Raw genomic sequence first — 17,945 nt, 5'->3', positions numbered from 1 at the left:
GCGCCCCGTAAAGTCGCAACACCGGGGCCGCGCCGGTTGCGCCCGCCCGCCCCGCTGTCGTATCAAACGGCGACAGGGCCTAAACTCGACCACAGAGTCTGTTGAGGAATCACGCATGGCCGACCCAGCGGATGCACTGTCCGGGCGCCGTATCGGCGTTCCCGAATCGCGCCAGCTCGATCTGTTCGCCGATATGCTCGAGCGCCGCGGCGCAACGATCATGCGCTGTCCGCTGGTCGATATCCGCGACGCGCCCGACCCGGCGCCGATCCGGGCCTGGATCGACGATGTGATCGAGCACGGGCTGGACGACATGATCTGGCTGACCGGCGAAGGCGTCCGCCGGCTGCGCGCGTTTACCGCCGATGATCGCCCGGCGCGCCGCCAGCGCTTCTGGCAGGCGCTGGCCGCGGCGCGCACCATCACCCGCGGGCCCAAGCCAGTGCGCGAACTCAAGGCCGATGGCATCGCTGTGGATCTGCCCGCCACCGCGCCCACCACGGCCGGGGTGATCGATACGTTGTCCGATCAGGATCTCGCCGGCCACCGCGTCGGCGTCCAACGCTACGGCACCGACCCGAACATGCCGCTGATGCAGGCCCTGGCCGCGCACGACGCCATCGCCTTACCCGTGGCGCCCTATGTCTATGCCGACCAGGCCGACAACGCCGCGGTGGCAACATTCATCGCGGCCATCGTGGCCGGCGAGCTCGACGCCGTGGCCTTCACCAGCTCGCCGCAGGTCCGGCGCCTGTTCAAGGTGGCCAGGCGCGACATGCGGGAGACCGAACTGGCCGCGGCACTCGCGCGCTGCGGCGTCGCCGCGGTCGGCCCGCTGGTCGCCGAGACGCTAACCGCGCATGGCGTCGCCGTCGATCTGATGCCCGAATCCAACTATTTCATGAAACCGCTGGTGCGCCGGCTCGAAGCCTATTTCGCACAGCGCCGCACACCAACCGCGTAAATACGACCCAGGAGTATCCATGGCGCGTTCCGTATCCGCCCTGTCATTGGCCACGGCGCTGACCGCGCTCGCGGTCCTGCCCTTCGCTGCCGGCGTGTATTACGCCTTCGCCCATGACGGCGGGCAGGCCGCCCCGGCATTGCACTGGCTGCTGGCGTATCTCGCGACTATCGTGTCGTTCACCGGCGGCGTGCAATGGGGCCGCATGCTGGCCGCCAAGCAGGCACCGGCACAGGACATGGTGATGGCGGTGGTGCCCGCGCTGATCGCCTGGCCGGCCCTGCTGATCAGCCAGCCGTGGCCGTTCTTCATGCTACTGGCGGCGCTTGTGATCGCCTGGCTGGCGGATGAAAACGGCGCCCGCCAAGGCTGGCAGGGACGTGGCTTCTTGCAGCTTCGCCGTCTCATCACGCTGATCGTGGCCGCCTGCATGGTGGCGATCGGCTGGCGCGTGCTGCGTGGCTGACGTCCGGCCACTCGCGCTTGCCGTCGAGGATATCGACGGCGACGACGGCGGCATGTTTCGCATCCTGCGTGTGGATGCCGCCGCCGAACGCCACGGCGCGCCCGTGGTACTGGTCCACGGCATGTTCACCGATCGCCGCTTCTGGCTATCGGCGCGCGAGGTGGGTCTGGCCGCCTATCTCGCCCGGACCGGCCATCCGGTCACGATGGTCCAGCGGCGCGGGCTATCCGATTCGCCACACTGTACCCGGCGTTGCGGGCTGGTCGAGCATCTGACCCACGATCTGCCGGTAGTCGCGCGCCGTATCGCCCGCACCCACGACCGCCCGGCGTTCTGGGTCGGGCATTCCTTCGGCGGCGTGCTGGCCGCCCGGGCGATCGCCACCCGGCTGCCGGCCGAGACCGTCGGCGGCCTGGTGCTGCTCGCCAGCCAGTACCACATTGGCAAACGAATGCTCGACCGGCCGGGCAATCTGGCGACGAAGACCATCGCCCGCATACTCGGCCATCTGCCGGCCCGCGCCGCCGGCCTCGGCCCGGTAGACGAACCCGCCGCCGCCGTATTCGATGCCTGCGACTGGGTCGAGCGCCGGCACGGCGCCGGGTTCGACGCCGAACTGGCGCGCATTCACGCCCCGGTCCTGGCCATGAGCGGCGCGGCCGACCGGGTCGATCCGAGCGCCGGCTGCCGTCGCTTCATCGAACCGATGGCGAGCCCCGACAAGACGTTTCAAGTCGCTGGCCGCCGGCACGGCTTCGAGGTCGATTACGATCACCCGGGCATCGTCGTGGCCAAACCGGCCCGGGGCGAGATCTGGCCCCGGATCGCGGCCTGGCTTACCGAACATGGCGGGTGATGAAGGGCGAGCCGCAGGGTCCGGACCATCCGGCACGGCGAAACACGGTCGCGTGCGGCCGGACATTGCCGTCAATCGCTTGTTTTATCTGCCGCAGCCGGAACCAGCCCAGTCATCGGGCAGCTCGAGTTCCAGCATATAGGAGCCCAGGCACTTGCCGTGCGCATCGAGGGCCAGCGAGCGGGTGACCCCGCCGGCCAGCACGCCGTGCAGCACGAAATTGAATGCCCGGATCGTGGGCAGGTCGTAGCGCTCGACCCGTTCCGGCGCCAGCGACGCGAAATGCCGCGCCAGGCGCTCGACCGTCAACTGCGCGTGCAGGCGCGCATAGCCGGCCGCGTCGAAGGCGATCACCGAGATATTGGAAATATTGCCCTTGTCACCCGTTCGGGCATGGGCCAGTTCGCGCACCTTCATCAGACCTCCAGGCAATGCACAGCCGGTGATACGGCGCTGCGCGCGAGTAGCGTCGAGGCCACCGCAATGACTTCGCGCACAGACTTTTGCGATCCGCCGCCACCCGCCGGGCCGTTGGTGTAGAGCGCCTCGATCTCGTTGCCGATACAGGCCGCGGCTTGCGCCGAGGCTGTCCGGCCCGCGACACGTGCGCGCACCTCGGGGGGATATTGGTCCGCTTGTCCTTCGAACAGGGCATTCAGGCCGATGAGTTCCGCACGGATCTCGTCGCAGGCCACGCCGGTCAGCGCCAACCGTTCGCGCACGATATCCAGCGCCAGCCGACCGCGCTCGACCGCGCCGGCGCCACCGTAGGAAATCTGCCCCTCGCCGATGAAGCCGTCGCGGTACCCGATCGAGACCTTGAGCCTCTCGGGCCGGGCCCGCCCGCCGGCACCGACCACCCGAACCCGGTCGGGCCCGTCCGGTTCGAGACGGACCTGCGAGAAATCGGCGATCACATCCGGCGTCAGGTAACGGGCCGGATCGTGGATCTCGTAGAGCAACTGCTCGCTGCACGTTGCCGGGGTCACGCAGCCGCCGGAGCCGGCGACCTTGGTGATCACCGCCGAGCCGTCGGCGTCGACCTCGGCCAGCGGATAACCCAGCCGGGCCAGTCCGGCGACGTCCTTGTAGCCGGGATCCGCGAAATAGCCGCCCGTGATCTGGCCCGCGCACTCGAGCAGATGGCCGACGACGGTCGCCTGGCCCATGCGCCGCCAGTCGTCGGTCGGCCAACCGAATTCGTGCACGATCGGCGCGGCAAACAGTGCCGGATCGGCCACGCGCCCAGTGATGATCACATCCGCTTCGGCCCGGAGCGCTTCGATGATCGGCGCCATGCCGAGATAGGCGTTGGCCGAAATGATGCGATCGCCCAGGCTCGATGCCGGGGCGCCGGTTTCCATCAGTTCGAATTCATCGTCCCGAACGCGAGCCAGGACGTCGTCGCCGGCGATGTAGGCGATCTTGAGCCCGGACAGGCCCAGTTCACGGGCAATCTCGCGGGTGCGGCGCGCGGCGGCCGCCGGGTTGGCCGCGCCCATGTTGGTAATCACGGTGATGCCGCGCCGATGGCAGACGGGCAACACGGCCCGGAAGCGCGCGTCGAGCAACGGGTCGTAGCCGGCGTCGGGATCGGTCAGGCGCGCGAGTTGGGCCAGCGCGATGGTGCGCTCGGCCAGGCATTCGAAGCCGAGATAGCGGATATCGCCGTGCTCGGCGAGTTCCACCGCGGGATCGATACGGTCGCCGGAATAACCGGCGCCGGAACCGATACGAATCGAGGTCATGATGGGCTCTGCGATGCGCGCATCAGATGCCGAACACGCCGGTGACCACGCAGGTCAGCGTCATCAGCACGGAAATGCCGAACAATACGGGAATGGTAAAGCGTTGGTGATCGGCCAGTTCGATACCGACCAGGCCGACCAGCAGGAACGTAGCCGGCGTGAGCGGACTGACCGGAAACCCGGTCGTCATCTGGCCCATGAGCGCCGCCTGGGCCATCTCGACCTTGGGCACGCCGAGGCTCGCCCCGGCATTGGCCAGGACCGGCAGTACGCCGAAATAGAACGAGTCCGGGTCGAACAACAGACTCAGCGGCATCGCCAGAATACCGAGAATGAAGGGAAAGTGATGCGCCGTCCCGGCCGGTACGTGGCCGGCCACGAAATCCGCCATGGCCTTGAGCATGCCGCTTTGGCCCATGATGCCGGTGAACACGCCGGCCGCGAGCAGGATACTGGCCATCATCAGAGCGGCGCGGGCGTGGGCGTCCACGCGGGCGCGCTGTTCGGCCACGCTCGGGTAATTGACCACCAGCGCGACCACGGTACCGAGCATGAAACAGAGCACTGGCGGCAGCACGCCGGCGATCATGCTGCCGAGCACCAGCACCACCAGCACGGCATTGATCCAGAAGCGCCGCGGCCGGCGCAGGGCGCGCTCGTCTTCGCTGAGATCGTGGGTGTGGAATTCGCCGCCACCGGCCGCCGCGGCCCCGGTCAGCCCCAGCCGCCGTTCCTCCTTCTTGCCGAACCACCAGGCGATCGCGAACACCGCCAGCAGGCCGACCACCTGTGCCGGGATGATCGGCAGATAAATCTCCGAGATCGGCAGGTTGAGCGAGGCCGCGGCCCGCAACGTCGGCCCGCCCCAGGGCAGCGCATTGGCCACGCCCGCGGAGGCGGCGACCACGCAGGCAAGGATGCGCTTGTCCATGTCGAGCCGTTCGTAGAGCCGCAGCATCGGCGGAATGGTCACCAGAAACGTCACCGCCCCGGAGCCGTCCAGATGCACCATCGCCGCGAGCACGGCCGAGCCGAGCACGATGCGCGACGGCTTGAGGCCGACCACACGCAGGATTCGGTCGATGATCGGGTCGAGCAGCCCGGCGTCCTTGACGATGCCGAAGAACAGGATCGCGAACACGAACATGCCGACCACCGGCGCGATGTTCTTGATGCCGGCGAGCGCGAATGCGCCGGTCTGTAGCCCGAAGCCGCCGATCAGCGCCGCGGCGACGGGCACGGCAATCAACGCCACCATCGCCGACAACTTCCGGCTCATGATGGTGTAGAGCAACACGAGAATGGTCAGCAGACCCAGCAGTGCAAGCATTTTGGCAATCTCCTCCGTGCGGCCCTTCGCGGGCCGGGCCCGTGTTTATTGTGGTGAGGCCATCGCGATTCGCGCGGGAATGGCCGGCTACGGGCTTGTGTGACCATGGTGGAGTACGCGGCGCCTGACCAGCTGCTTTATTTTATGAGCCCATCCAAACCGTTTATGGGCGAGCCGATGTTCGCGTTCCGCCAGCTCCGGGCCTTCGTCGCCGTTGCCGAATGCGGCAGCTTCACGCGGGCGGCCGAGCAGTTGCACCTGTCCCAGCCCGCCCTGTCGGCCTCGATCCGAAAACTCGAAAGCCTGCTCGGGCTTTCGCTGTTTGCCCGCGATACACGCTGCGTGACCCTGACCCTGGCCGGGCGCCATTTCCTCGATCACGCCCGGCATATTCTGGAAGGCATGGAACAGGCGCTGGCAGACGCCCGCGATATGGCCCATCTCCGCCGTGGCCTGGTTCGGGTCGCCGCTCTGCCCTCGATCGCCTCGTCACATCTGCCGCGGATCGCGCGCGTGTTTTCGTCGCGCCATCCCGAGATCGATCTCGACATCCGGGACGGGCTGGCCGGCAGCATCCAGCGCGGGGTGGCCGCCGGCGAGGTCGATATTGCGCTGAGCTCGCGCCCGCGGGACGACCAGACCCTGGGATTCACCCGGCTCTGGCAGGACCAGTTGATCGCGGTCACGCCCACTGCCGGCGTGGCGCGTGCGCGCGACTGGCGCCAGGCGGTTCGCAAGCGGCCCTACATCGCACTCACTGCGGATACCAGTATCCGCCCGCTGGCCGATCGCGCGCTGAGCGACGCCGGCATCGCCGCGACACCGGCCTGGGAAGTCTCGCGCATGAGCAGCGCCATCGCGATGGTGCGCGAACAGCTCGGCTATACCCTGCTGCCCGCCTGCTGCATCGAAGTCTTCAACCTGGGCACGGAGATCAGCAACTGGCGCATCGACGGCGCCGCCCGCGATCTGGGGTTGTTGTGGCGCCGGCCATTGCAGCAGAGCCCGGCGCTGGATGCCTTCATGGCCCTGCTGCGCGAACACACGCCCGCCTGCGGCGAAGCGCTGGAACGGCCGGTCATTTGAGCACCGCAATCACACCGCCCAGACGCCAGCCCGCGCCATTGCTGCCCGCGGCCAGCCCCGGCGGCCCCGCGGGCATGTGAGCCGTTACGCGCTCAGGCGCCGATCAGGCTCTGCCCACACACCCGCAGCACGTTGCCCGACACGCCGCCGGCGCCGGGGGTACACAGGAAGGTGATGGCTTCGGCCACGTCACCGGGCGTGCCGCCCTGACCGAGCGAGGCGAGCCGGCGGCCGGCCTCGCGCACGCCGAACGGCATTTCGGCGGTCATGCGGGTTTCGATGAAGCCGGGGGCGACCGCGTTGACGGTCACCCCGCGCTCGCGCTGGGCATCGGCCCGGCGCTCGACGAAGCCGATCAGACCGGCCTTGGTCGCGCCGTAGTTGGTCTGGCCGCGGTTGCCGGCGATGCCGCCGATCGAGCACAGGCAGACCACGCGGCCGTGTTCGTTCATGATCTTCTCGTCCATGAGCACGGCGTCGACCGCGAGGATCGCCTGCAGATTAATCGCCAGCACCATGTCCCAGTAGTGCTCGGGCATGTTGGCCAGCGTCTTGTCGCGGGTCACACCGGCGTTGTGGATGACGATGTCCACACCGTCGAATTTTTCCTTGAAGAAATCGGCGATCTGGCGCGGCGCGTTGTCGTCGGTGATGTCGAGAGCCAGCGCGGTGCCGCCGAACTCGGCCACCGTTTGCTCCAGCGTATCCTTGTCCTGCGGAATATCCAGACACACCACGTGGGCGCCTTCGGCGGCCAGCCGGGCCGCCGTGGCCGCACCGATGCCGCGGGCGCCGCCGGTGACCAGCGCCGTCTTGCCGGCCAGCGCCTGGGTTTGCGGCGGCTCGGCGGGCACGATGCCGCCGGCACTGACGGTCAGCGCCTGACCATCCACGAAGGCGCTGTGATCCGAAAGGAAGAACCGCAGCGGCGTCGCGATGCGCGGTTCGGCGCCGGGTTCCACGTACAACAGGTTCACCGTGGAGCCGAACTTGCCGATCTCCTTGGCGAACGAGCGCGTGAAGCCTTCCACCGCGCGCGCCGCCGCGGCCGCCGCGACCGTTCCCATCGACTCGGGGCGACCGGTGAGTACCACCACGCGCGCGTTTTGGGTCAGCTTGCGGGCGACCGGATGAAAGAATGCGTACAGCGCCTTCAAATCGGCGGCGCCGCTCATGTTCGTGGCATCGAAGACCTGCGCGTCATACACGTCTTGCTCGCCGGGCTGCGGCTTGTCGCCGGTATCGACGCGTGCGCCGGTACCGGCGAGCACGGCACGCACCGTCTCACGGGCACTCGCGTCGGGCGCGGCACCGAACAGCACGCGCTGGCCGTCGAGGAATCGCGCCTGATATGCGCCCTCGGCGCGCGCCAACGCCACTGGCGTCGGAATACCCAGCGCCGCCATGAACTTGCGCAGCGTCGGCTTCGAGGCTGCGTTGACCAGATAGTCGCTCATCGAGAAATCGTCCTGTCGTTCCGTTCGGGCCGGCCGCGCCACGATTGATCTTGGCCCGGCCGGCTCTCCAATGTAGTCCTCAAATCGCGCCTAACCCAGCGCAATAGCGCTTCATCGAAGCGTTTTTCCATATCGGACATTGTCATTTCCTGGTGGGTTGGTACGGCGGCGCCCGGGCTCGCCCAGCCGCGGCGCCAGCCATTCCCGGATGGCCACATACACATCCGCATGATGAATCAGCGCGAAATGCGTCATGCCGTAGAACACGCAGCCTTCGACGTCCGCCTTCCGCAGCGCGCGCGGATGATCGAAGGCACTGTCGACCGGCACCAGCAGATCGCCGAGCACGCGGCCGACCGGGTCTTCGTCGGAACGCCCGAGCGAGGCCGCGACCAGGAAGCAGCCGGGCGGGCCGGCCTGCGAGCGGCTTGCCGGCGGCAGGCCATGACGCAGATTCTTGACCCCGGCGCTGCGGACATCGCCGATGGCATGAAAAGCACGCGTATAGCGCGACCACGTCAGACCGCGGTTGAGCGATTCGCCAAGCCGCTCGAGGGGGGCGCCGCGATGCGGCGAGCCCAGACAGATCAAATCGGCCAGCAGGTCAGGCCAGCGATGGCCTGCGGCGCGCCCGGCTTCGAGTGCTGCGCGCAACACCAGACCGCCCATGCTGTGGCCGACGGCGGTCAGGCGCTCGAGCGGCGCGGGCCAGACCGCGACCAGGCGTTCGAGGCGCGCGGCCAATTCGGCGCCGTTGCGGGCGATATCGCGGCCGGAGTTGTAGCGCAGCCGAAGCGCCGCATAGCCATGGTCGGCGGCCAGGCGCTCACCGAAATCCGGATTCGCGCCGTGGCGCCATTGGCGATCGTTCATGCCAAGCCCGTGCACCAGCAGCACGAGCCGGCGGCGATTCGCCATCTCGCCGAGACCGCGCGGGTCGTCGTTGGCAAGCGTCCGCCCGGTCGCGTCGACAAAAGCCATCGGCAGCGCCAATTCGTTGCCACGCGCGGCCAGATGATCGCCCACCGCGCCGTTAAGCGCGCTACGCAGGGCCAACAGCGCGCCGCCGGTGTCGGTATCGTCCGGCATGACGCCTCGCGTCAAGCCGGCGAGGCCGCGCGCGGTGGCGAAGCTGGCGCGACCGATGCCGCGCACGCCGGCATAGGCGATGCCGCTGATCGCGCGCTCGGGCCATGCCACCGGGTTCACGGCGGCACCGGTGTCGGCGATCGTGCGATGCACATTCTCGACCAGATCCACGGTGCCGACATAGACATCGGCCGCCGCGGCCACACCCCCGCGCAGCCAGACGCCGTATCCCGTGGTGGTGTGGCGCGGCCTATTCATGCCCGCAACCCGCCGCAATGATGATTGAGCACGCCCAGACTGCGCATGAAGGTGACCAGATGCCCGCCGAGAATCGCCTTGCCCGTAGTCATCAGGGCTGCCGATAGGCCACGCGCCGGATCGGCCCAGCCGAGAATGTTCATGAAACCGAGATGGCCATAAGCCGAACCGCACATCGGGCCATACAGGCCGAGCGGGTTCATGCCGAGCATGAGCCCTTCGCTGTAGCGCATGGGAATTTTCAGCGTGCGATCCAGTGTCGGGTTCGACGCCGGCCGGATGGCACGAGCCAGCGTGGCAGCCTCGAACAGGCGCTGGCCCTGGTAGACGCCGCCATCCAGCAGCATCTGATAGAAGCGCGACAACTCCTCGGCGGTTGCATACAGGTTGCCCGACGGAATGACCGCGTCCATGAAGAAATCGCGATTGGAGACATCCACCACGTCCTCGAACGGCAGCGACAGCGCCTCCTCGGCCCAGCGCGATACCGGCCAGCGCACGGGCTGACCCGCAACATGGTTCTCGGCCACGCGCGAACGCGAACGGCCATCCAGACCGTAGGTAAAGTAGCGCATGCCGAGCGGCTTGCGCAGCTTGGCATCGAGATAATCGGTGACCGGGGCATCGGTCACGCGGCGGATGATCTCGCCGAGAATGAAGCCGCCGGTAAAGGCGTGGTATGCCAGCCGCCGCCCGCCGGCCTCGGCCGGCGTCGCGCAGATGCGCTCGATGCACGCGTTCCAGTCCGTGAGCACCTCAGGGCCGCGATCGTCGGCGGCAAAGCGCGGGAAACCGCCCTGATGGGCAAGCACCTGGGCAATCGTGGTACGCGACTTGCCCTGCGCGGCAAAGGCCGGCAGATAATGCGCCACCGGCCGGTCCAGATCGATGCCGCCCTCTTCGGCCAGTTTGTGCGTCAGCAGGGCGATCACGGCCTTGCTGGCCGAGAACAGGCACACCGGGGTATCCGGCTGGGCGATGCGCGCATCCGGCGCCAGCGGGCGCTCGGGCCCCAGCCCCCGCGCATAGCCGATCGAGCGATTGAGCACGATCCGCCCGTGTCGGCGCAGACAGAAAATAACCGCCGGATAGATCCGGGTGGCGAACATATCGCCAAGCATGGCCGCGGCGATCGACTCCACGGCTGACTCGCTCAGGCCGGCCTCGGCCGGTGCGACTTCGGCCATCCGGTCGATACGGACGAGATCGGCCGGATCACCCGCCAGGGCCATCCGGCGAGTACCAGGTAACGTAATATTCATGACACCTTGCGCCACGCGGATGCCTCGGCCTCGGCGCGCCGCGCTTCCTCGGAATGCGGGTTGAACAGATACTCCTTGGAGAAATCGTCGGTCAGCAGCACGTCATAACGCCGCTTGTCGTATTCCCGAATCTGGTCGGCCTGCTGCGCGTCGAGACGACCCTGGGCGACGGCATCCTGAAGTTGCGCTTCAACGGTCGCGCCCGCGATCTCGCCGTGTTTGACGCCGCGCAGGAAATCGCCATAGAACGGGTCGACTTCCCGGAGCTTGTCGTAGGCGGCCATCAGCCGGCCGGTCGGGTCATTCTCGCCGTGGCCGACGTATATGTCGTAGCTCATGCGTTTGCCGAAAGCCGAATCGAGTGTCATGGCCGACATCATGTCGCAAAGCCGGCCGTTCAGGGTATCGCTCGGTCCGGAAAAACGACGGCCGGTCGGCAACGCCACCACCGAAAGCAGCGGCCGCAGCGCGGCAATCGGATAATTACGCACGAAATCGTGGAACGCGCTCTCGATGGCATGCAGGTGATATTCCAGCGCCCAGGTGGCGTGCACGCTGTCTTCCTCGGTGCCGCCATGCGCCTCGAAGCCCTTGAGCGTGGCCGAGGCCATGTACAGATGCGACAGTACGTCGCCCAGACGCGCCGAGGTCGATTCCCTGAGCTTGAGCGCGCCGCCCAGGCTGCCCATGGCGACATCGGCCGAGAACGCCAGTGCGGCCGAAAAACGCTCCAGATGCCGATAATAGCCGCTCATCGCGTTGTCTACCGGCGCCTTCGCGAGGCGCGCGCCGGTCAGGCCCAGCGTGAACGCCCGCACCATGCGGTTGATCGAATAACCGATGTGCGAGAACAGCAACCGGTCGAACGTGCGCAGGCCGGCCTTGAAGTCCGGATTGTGCGCCGCCTCCATCTCCGACAGCACGTAGGGATGGCAGCGGATCGCGCCCTGGCCGAAGATCATCAGGCTGCGCGTCATCACGTTGGCGCCTTCGACCGTTATCGCCACCGGCAGCGCCTGGTAGGCCGCCGCCAGATAGTTGCGCGGGCCCATGATGATGCCGCGCCCGGAATGGATGTCCATGGCGTGGTTGATGACCGTGCGCATCATCTCGGTCGAGTGATACTTGATCATCGCCGTGACTACGCTCGGTGTGCAGTAGTCCACGCCGGAAGCGGTGAGATTGCGGACGTTTTCCAGGATATAGGCATAGCCGCCGATCACGCCCAGGCCTTCGCGCACACCCTCGAAGTTGCCGATTTCGGTGCCGAACTGACGCCGGATGCGGGCATAGGCCGAGGTGATGCCGTACATGCCCTTGCCGGTGGCGGTCGACAGTGCCGGCAGCGAAATGCCGCGCCCGGCCGACAGGCATTCCACCAGCATGCGCCAGCCCCTACCGGCCTGTTCAGGGCCGCCGATGATCGCATCGATCGGCACGAACACGTCCTGGCCGCGAATCGGGCCATTCATGAACACCGCCCCCGGATAATGCCGGCGGCCGATCTCGACCCCCGGCGTATCGGTAGGCAGCAGCGCGCAGGTAATGCCGTAGTCGACCCTGTCCGGATCGCCCAGCAGACCATCCGGATCCTTGAGCTTGAAGGCCAGTCCCATGACGGTCGCCACCGGCGCCAGCGTGATGTAGCGCTTATTGAAGGTCAGGCTCAACCCGAGCACGTCCTCGCCGTCGATCGTACGCTTTGTGACGATGCCGGTATCCGGCATCTGGGTGGCGTCCGAGCCGACCTCCACACCGGTCAGCGCAAAACACGGCAGCTCGCGACCGCTGGCCAGGCCCGGCAGCCATTGTTCCTGTTGCGCTTTCGTGCCGTAGTGCACCAGCAGCTCCCCGGGGCCGAGCGAGTTCGGCACCATGACCGTGACCGCGGCCGTCAGCGAACGCGTGGCGATCTTGGCCACCACACAGGATTGCGCGTAAGCCGAAAAGCCCAATCCGCCGTGCGCCCTGGGAATGAGCATCGCAAAGAAGCGGTTGTTGCGTATATAGTCCCAGACAGGGTCGGGCAGATCCTTGAGTTCGAAATTGACCTCCCAGTCGTCGATCATTGCGCAGAGTTGTTCGGTTTCGTTGCCGAGAAACGCCTGCTCGGCCTCGGTGAGCTTCGTGAGTTTGAGGTCGAGCAACTGGTTCCAGTCCGGCCGGCCGCGGAATAGCTCGCCTTCCCACCAGACCTGGCCGGCTTCGATGGCTTCTTTTTCGGTGGCCCCCATTTCCGGAAGGATGCGCCGGAAAACACCATAGAGCGGCCGGCTCATCAGGGCGCGGCGTAGTGGTATCAGGTTGAACGCGATCGCCGGGATGGCGAACAACACCGCGGCGATACCCAGCCCGGTGAGGCCATAGAAGCCCAGCGCCCAATACGCTGCCAACACGCCAGCCGTGATAAGCGTAAAGATGGCCAAGGATATGCCGCGATACCACAGGGCCCAATACAAACCGATGAGAATCAGCGCCGTGACCAGTCCGAACATGGCGACCTCGCCAAAACAGGAAAACCGAAGGGCTTGCATGCCTTATACAGGCAAATATTTTGTCGAAAGCCCTTTTCAAAAAGACAGATTTTCAGATAATACCAACCGAATCAATGCCGTCAAGCAGGCCCACCCGTGACCGACTCCGCCCGAACAAGCACGACCTCGAACCGCGGCCCCAAGCGCGGGTATCGCGGCCTGTCCGCCGAAGAACTGCGCCGGCAACGCCACCAACGGCTGATTGCCGCCGGCACCGCGCTGTTCGGCGAACGCGGCTATGCTGCGACGCCGATCGAGGCGGTCTGCAGCCAGGCGAAAGTCTCGACACGCCATTTCTACGAACAGTTCGGTGGGCGGGAATCCATCCTGCACGCGGTGTACGACGCGCTAGTCGCGGAAATGGAGACCATCATTCGCGCGTCGCTGACCAGCGGGCGCGACACCCTCACCCAACGGGTGGCCGATACCATCGAATCGGCGATTCATTACCTGCTGGTCGATCCCAGACGCGGGCGCATCATCTGCATCGAAGCGGTGGGCGTATCCGAGGCGATGGAGAAAAAACGCCGGGAGACGACGCACGCGCTGGCCGACATCATCCAGCGCTACGCTGAACTGATGGCCGAATCCGGCATGCTCCCAGAGCGCAACTACCGCCTGCCGGGGGTGGCACTCGTGGGCATGTTCAACGAGCTGGTCGCCGAGTGGCTGACCGAGGACACCGGGCTGAGCGCCGCCGAGATGGCACGCGAAGCCAAGATCCTGTTCCGGGCCATGATCTTCGGCGCTCAGCACTATGAAGCCACGGACCGGCCCGACGACGCGCCGTCGGCCGAACAAGCGCCCGGCTGACAGCACCGGCTACAAGGACAATTCGCCCGCGTTCAATTGCTCGCGGGTCGCCATATCCAGGGGGCGATAGGCATCGCGCCCGGGCGTGAGCATATAGACGGTATCGCCGGATGCCGGCGCATAGCCGTCCTTCTTGAGGTCCACCTTGCGGTACTTCAGGGTGCCGGTGACATCGGCCTCGGGCTTGAAGCGGGCGAACACCGGCACGGCGTAGGCCGGCAGTTCGGCATGCAAATGGGCCGCCAGGCCGGACCAGTCGAAACGCTCGGGATCGCCCTCGGGGGTGATTGCAACCATGCCGGCCCGGCCATCGGCGCCGGGAATTTCCACGCCGTAGACCACCGATTCCGCCACCCCGCCGAAGGCATTGACCGCATTCTCGACCTGCGTGGTCGCCACGTTCTCGCCCTTCCAGCGAAAGGTATCGCCCAGACGGTCGACGAAGGCGATATGCCGCATGCCCTGGCGTCGGACCAGATCGCCGGTATCGAAATAGCAGTCACCGGCCTTGAACACGCCCCGGTGCAGCTTCTTCTCGCCGGCAGCATCGTCGGTGTATCCCTCGAAAGGGGCGAAATCGGTGACCTTGTTCAATAACAGCCCGACCTCGCCCCGGCCGACCTCGCGCATGCGCCCGTTGTCGTCAATCACGGGTTGTTCCGTGTCGGCATCGTAGGCCACGACCGCGAACGGCAACGGGCAGAAGCCGGCCGTACGATCCATGTTGAAACCGTTGACGAAGACCAGGTTGCCCTCGCTGGCGCCGTAGAACTCGCAGATCCGTTCGATCCCGAAACGGGCCTTGAAGTCGTCCCAGATGTCGGGGCGCAACCCATTGCCGATCACCGCACGCACCCGATGATCGCGATCGCCGGTGCCGTCATCGGCCGCAAGCAAATAGCGACACAGCTCGCCGATGTAGGAAAACACCGTCGCGCGGCTCGCCCGGATATCGTCCCAGAACCGCGACACCGAGAACTTGCGCGCCAGACAGAACGTCGCGCCGGCGCACAACACCGAGGCCCAGGACACGGTCAGGGCGTTGTTGTGATACAGCGGCAGGGCGCAATACAGGCGATCCTCGGCCGTCAGCCGCAGGCCGAGCAGGCCCAGCCCGGCGCCGCCACGCAGCCAGCGCCGATGGCTCATGCGCGAGGCCTTGGGCAGTCCGGTGGTGCCCGAGGTGAAGATATAGAAACAGGTGGCGGTACTGGCGACCTCGACCGAGGCGTCGAGATTGCCGCCGGATTCGCCGGCCGCCGCGGCCGTCATATCGGTTGCGCCATCGATGGCCGCATCGCCCCGGCCTTGCGGCAACTGCCAGACCCGGGACAGGCCCGTCAGCCGCGCATCGCCCCGCACCTCGGCAAACGCCGAGGCCAACTCGGTGTCGACCACGATCGCGCTTGGCTTGACCGTGGCCAGGCTGTGGGCCAACACATCGCCACGCTGTTTGGTGTTGCACATCGCCGCCGCCGCACCGAGCTTGGCAGCGGCGGCGACCAGCATGAGGGTTTCCGGACGGTTGTCGACCAGCAGGGCCAGCACATCGTCCGCCCCGATGCCGGCCGCCGCGAGCACACGCGCCAACCGATTGGCGGCGGCATTGAACTCGGCATAAGTCCATTCGCGCCCCTCGAACGCCAGGGCCGGGTGCTGCGGGCGGTGCGCCGCATGGGCCTCGATCAGGGTGGCGATGGTCAGCCGATCACGAAACCGCGAGCGCACCAGCATGCCAATGCCACGCGCCACCGCCCCCAGATTTTCGAACTGATCCCGCGTGGGCTTGACGACATCCCAGGCAGTGACGATCGAGCGTTGACTGTCGCTCATGCAGCACTTCCTCCGACTCGGCGCTGTTTCACAGCACCTAACCGAAAATTATTATTTTCCGTAACCTGCGACAGTGTGTCCGCGATCGCGGCCGTCGTCCAGGCATGCGTGGATCGCCGGGCCCGTGGATTGCATTCTAGTACCGGCCCTGCTGTATCAGCCCCTCGGCCGCGGGCCGGCAGTCGCGCCACAGCGCACGCCCGTAGTCGCTCAGGCTGACCGAGGCACGCAGGGTCCGCGGGTACAGGCGCAGGCTCGCGCGCACATGCTCGCGCATCTCGCGTAGCTGAGTGTCGGCCATGAGCAGCTCATATTCGGGCTCGAGCGTGTCTTGTTCGGGCCCAGCCTGCAAAAGACCTAGCGCGAGTAGTTGGGTCATGTACTGCGGCACGTATTCACGCAGCAGTACACCGGCCTCGCGCCCGAGCGAGCTGGCGTTCGATAGCACGGTGATGCTGACCGGCCCGGCCGGCAGGCGGCTGGCCCCCAGATGACACAGCGGCGCGACCCGGCGTTCGGCGAGCACATCGAGCATGGCGACCTGGTCGGGCACCAACTGCGACAGCGTCTGGCGATAGAGGGCATCGAGTGCGGCATCCGGATCGATGCCGCGCGAACGGCGCACCAGGTCGGCCAGGATTTCGGCGGCGCTCGCAGGCCGGTCTGCCTCGCGCGGCGGGCGCGACGAATCGCCCAGCTCGTCCAGCCGTTGCTTGAGTTCGATCAGCGCCCAGGTCTCGGCGTCCGCCATCCGCCGCACCGCGGATCCGGCCACCGGCCAGTCTTCGGCATCGCGAATCACGCCCATCAGGCGATCGAGCGCACGGGGCCCCCGTTTTTTCGGCAAGCGACTCGCGGCCATGGGCCTCACACCGGTTGCGCGGGGCGCGGCCGCCCCCTGACTATGGAGACAGGGTCGGCGCCCCGGCCACAACTTGCAAGCCCACCCGCGATCACCCCAGGGCAGCGAAATGCTGTTCGAACACGCGGGAGAACACGAAGATCAGCTGGATCCAGCCCGCGGCGAACCCCAGCGCGGCGCCGACCGCGATCAAAATCCACTCGTCCTCCTCGAAGGCCGGGCGCAGCATCGACTCGAACTGTTCGGGCGTGAGCGACTGCAGCCGCGTGACCAGGGTCTCGCGCACCGCCATGCGCCGCTGGGCATAGCCGGTCAGGCGCTCGAGGATGGCCGGCATGCGCGCGACGACTTCGCCCTCGGCATCGGCCCGTAGCCGCCGGTACTCGCGCGCACCCAGTGTCCAGTGCATCAGCGGTCGCGCAAAATGCATGGTGTCGTCGATGGCGGCTCCCACTTCGTGCCGGACGATGGCCATGAGCTTGTCGGCGTAGGGGCCCGTCATGATCTCGTCGAGGATATGGTGCGGCGTGATCACGTGATCGGCCACCAGCCCGCCATAATCGGCCGCCACCTGTTTCTGGCGCCGGAAGAACAGCCCCTGGATGCGCCAGGGCCCCAGATCGAACCCGCGCTTGGGATGGAAGATCATCTTGAGCGCCAGCCAATTGGTCGCCCAGCCCACGAGCAAACCGAACAAGGGCAGCACCCACCAGGCCGGAAAGAAGATCCACAGCACCATCTGGACCAGCCCGAAGGCGAAGCCGAAATAGGCCCCGGAGCGACCGATGAAGATGAATTCATCGCGCCCGACCTGCTTGAACACCCGGTTGAGCAGCGTCTTCTCGCGCACCAGGATGCGCGTGATCATGCCCTTGAGGTCGAACAGATAACGGATGTTGGCGCGCACCTCCAGCATCACCCCGGCCACCACCCGCGGCGCGGCCGCGCGCAGCCGATAGTGAATCGCGCGGCGCAGCGCATCCGGCGCAGCCGGCCAGAGCACGGGATAATGCCGGTGCATCACGGTCTCGATGACGTCATCGACCATGGCCAGCAGCGGCCCCTCGATCTCGGTGGCCACTTCACGCGGATCGAGCCGGCCGAACATCTCGGCCTCGGTGATCAACGACCGGGTGATGGTATCGACCGCGATGCCGGTCATTTTCGAAGCCCTGCGCGGCACGATGCCCTGCCAGCCGAGCCAGGGCCGGGCCACGCCCATGAACTCGATCGGATGGAACATCATGCGGATCGCGACCACATTGGTGACGTAGCCGACCAGCGCGCTGATCACCGGCAGCGACAGATATCGCCAGGTATCGGCGCTCAGATGCAACCAGTCGGCGGTCATGCGCGGCTCATTGTCAAAATCCTGCCGGAAGCGGGG

15 protein-coding genes are annotated in these 17,945 nt (G+C 66.8%); 5 read left to right on the top strand and 10 right to left on the bottom strand.

The window, feature by feature from the left end:
* Window positions 1–115 precede the first annotated feature (115 nt).
* The 3 genes from SALB1_RS08730 to SALB1_RS08720 are packed head-to-tail and all read left to right on the top strand — an operon-like array spanning window position 116 to window position 2,286.
* On the top strand, window positions 116–964 hold the full coding sequence (locus tag SALB1_RS08730) for a uroporphyrinogen-III synthase (RefSeq protein ID WP_109993504.1): 849 nt from the start codon (window positions 116–118) through the stop codon (window positions 962–964).
* Window positions 965–983: 19 nt separating this feature from the next.
* Entirely contained in the window at window positions 984–1,430 is a 447-nt protein-coding gene (locus tag SALB1_RS08725; protein ID WP_109993503.1) for a DUF3429 domain-containing protein, read from the top strand.
* Entirely contained in the window at window positions 1,423–2,286 is an 864-nt protein-coding gene (locus tag SALB1_RS08720) for an alpha/beta hydrolase (protein ID WP_109993502.1), read from the top strand. The genes SALB1_RS08725 and SALB1_RS08720 overlap by 8 nt, the downstream gene beginning before the upstream one ends.
* 84 nt (window positions 2,287–2,370) lie before the next feature.
* On the opposite strand, the gene SALB1_RS08715 is transcribed toward SALB1_RS08720, so the two are convergent.
* The 3 genes from SALB1_RS08715 to SALB1_RS08705 are packed head-to-tail and all read right to left on the bottom strand — an operon-like array spanning window position 2,371 to window position 5,364.
* Entirely contained in the window at window positions 2,371–2,703 is a 333-nt protein-coding gene (locus SALB1_RS08715; RefSeq protein ID WP_109993501.1) for a hypothetical protein, read from the bottom strand.
* Window positions 2,703–4,034, bottom strand: a complete 1,332-nt coding sequence (locus SALB1_RS08710; protein WP_109993500.1) for an acyclic terpene utilization AtuA family protein — start codon at window positions 4,032–4,034, stop codon at window positions 2,703–2,705. The genes SALB1_RS08715 and SALB1_RS08710 overlap by 1 nt, the downstream gene beginning before the upstream one ends.
* A gap of 22 nt (window positions 4,035–4,056) precedes the next feature.
* Window positions 4,057–5,364: a CitMHS family transporter gene (locus SALB1_RS08705; protein WP_109993499.1), complete on the bottom strand. Its 1,308-nt coding sequence runs from the start codon at window positions 5,362–5,364 to the stop codon at window positions 4,057–4,059.
* Between the two features lie 144 nt (window positions 5,365–5,508).
* Between SALB1_RS08705 and SALB1_RS08700 the strand changes: the two genes are divergently transcribed.
* Entirely contained in the window at window positions 5,509–6,450 is a 942-nt protein-coding gene (locus tag SALB1_RS08700; protein ID WP_199678742.1) for a LysR family transcriptional regulator, read from the top strand.
* A 92-nt stretch (window positions 6,451–6,542) separates the two neighbouring features.
* Here SALB1_RS08700 and SALB1_RS08695 read toward each other — a convergent pair whose 3' ends face one another.
* From SALB1_RS08695 to SALB1_RS08680, 4 genes are all read right to left on the bottom strand, one after another.
* Window positions 6,543–7,907: a 3-oxoacyl-ACP reductase gene (locus tag SALB1_RS08695; RefSeq protein ID WP_109995353.1), complete on the bottom strand. Its 1,365-nt coding sequence runs from the start codon at window positions 7,905–7,907 to the stop codon at window positions 6,543–6,545.
* A 111-nt stretch (window positions 7,908–8,018) separates the two neighbouring features.
* Complete coding sequence (locus SALB1_RS08690) at window positions 8,019–9,254, bottom strand: alpha/beta hydrolase (RefSeq protein WP_109993498.1); 1,236 nt, start codon at window positions 9,252–9,254, stop codon at window positions 8,019–8,021.
* Window positions 9,251–10,486, bottom strand: a complete 1,236-nt coding sequence (locus SALB1_RS08685) for a serine hydrolase (protein WP_255414538.1) — start codon at window positions 10,484–10,486, stop codon at window positions 9,251–9,253. Before SALB1_RS08685 ends, SALB1_RS08690 begins: the two co-directional genes overlap by 4 nt.
* A gap of 26 nt (window positions 10,487–10,512) precedes the next feature.
* Window positions 10,513–13,011 (bottom strand): acyl-CoA dehydrogenase, encoded by a 2,499-nt coding sequence (locus SALB1_RS08680; RefSeq protein WP_109995352.1) that lies wholly within the window; start codon window positions 13,009–13,011, stop codon window positions 10,513–10,515.
* A gap of 135 nt (window positions 13,012–13,146) precedes the next feature.
* Between SALB1_RS08680 and SALB1_RS08675 the strand changes: the two genes are divergently transcribed.
* Complete coding sequence (locus SALB1_RS08675) at window positions 13,147–13,863, top strand: TetR/AcrR family transcriptional regulator (RefSeq protein WP_255414537.1); 717 nt, start codon at window positions 13,147–13,149, stop codon at window positions 13,861–13,863.
* 9 nt (window positions 13,864–13,872) lie between these two features.
* Here SALB1_RS08675 and SALB1_RS08670 read toward each other — a convergent pair whose 3' ends face one another.
* The 3 genes from SALB1_RS08670 to SALB1_RS08660 all read right to left on the bottom strand — a co-directional run bounded on the left by SALB1_RS08670 (window position 13,873) and on the right by SALB1_RS08660 (window position 17,909).
* A complete protein-coding gene (locus tag SALB1_RS08670) occupies window positions 13,873–15,696 on the bottom strand; it encodes a long-chain-acyl-CoA synthetase (protein ID WP_109993496.1) in 1,824 nt (607 codons plus the stop codon).
* Between the two features lie 136 nt (window positions 15,697–15,832).
* Window positions 15,833–16,558 carry a hypothetical protein gene (locus SALB1_RS08665; protein ID WP_145961286.1) on the bottom strand — a complete coding sequence of 242 codons (726 nt, stop codon included), beginning with the start codon at window positions 16,556–16,558 and terminating at the stop codon, window positions 15,833–15,835.
* 91 nt (window positions 16,559–16,649) lie between these two features.
* A complete protein-coding gene (locus SALB1_RS08660) occupies window positions 16,650–17,909 on the bottom strand; it encodes a DUF445 family protein (RefSeq protein WP_109993494.1) in 1,260 nt (419 codons plus the stop codon).
* Window positions 17,910–17,945: the final 36 nt, after the last annotated feature.

This window comes from Salinisphaera sp. LB1 (genome assembly GCF_003177035.1).
Lineage (GTDB): Bacteria > Pseudomonadota > Gammaproteobacteria > Nevskiales > Salinisphaeraceae > Salinisphaera.
The sequence above is the reverse complement of the archived record's forward strand: the minus strand, read 5'-3'. Positions and strand labels throughout refer to the sequence as shown.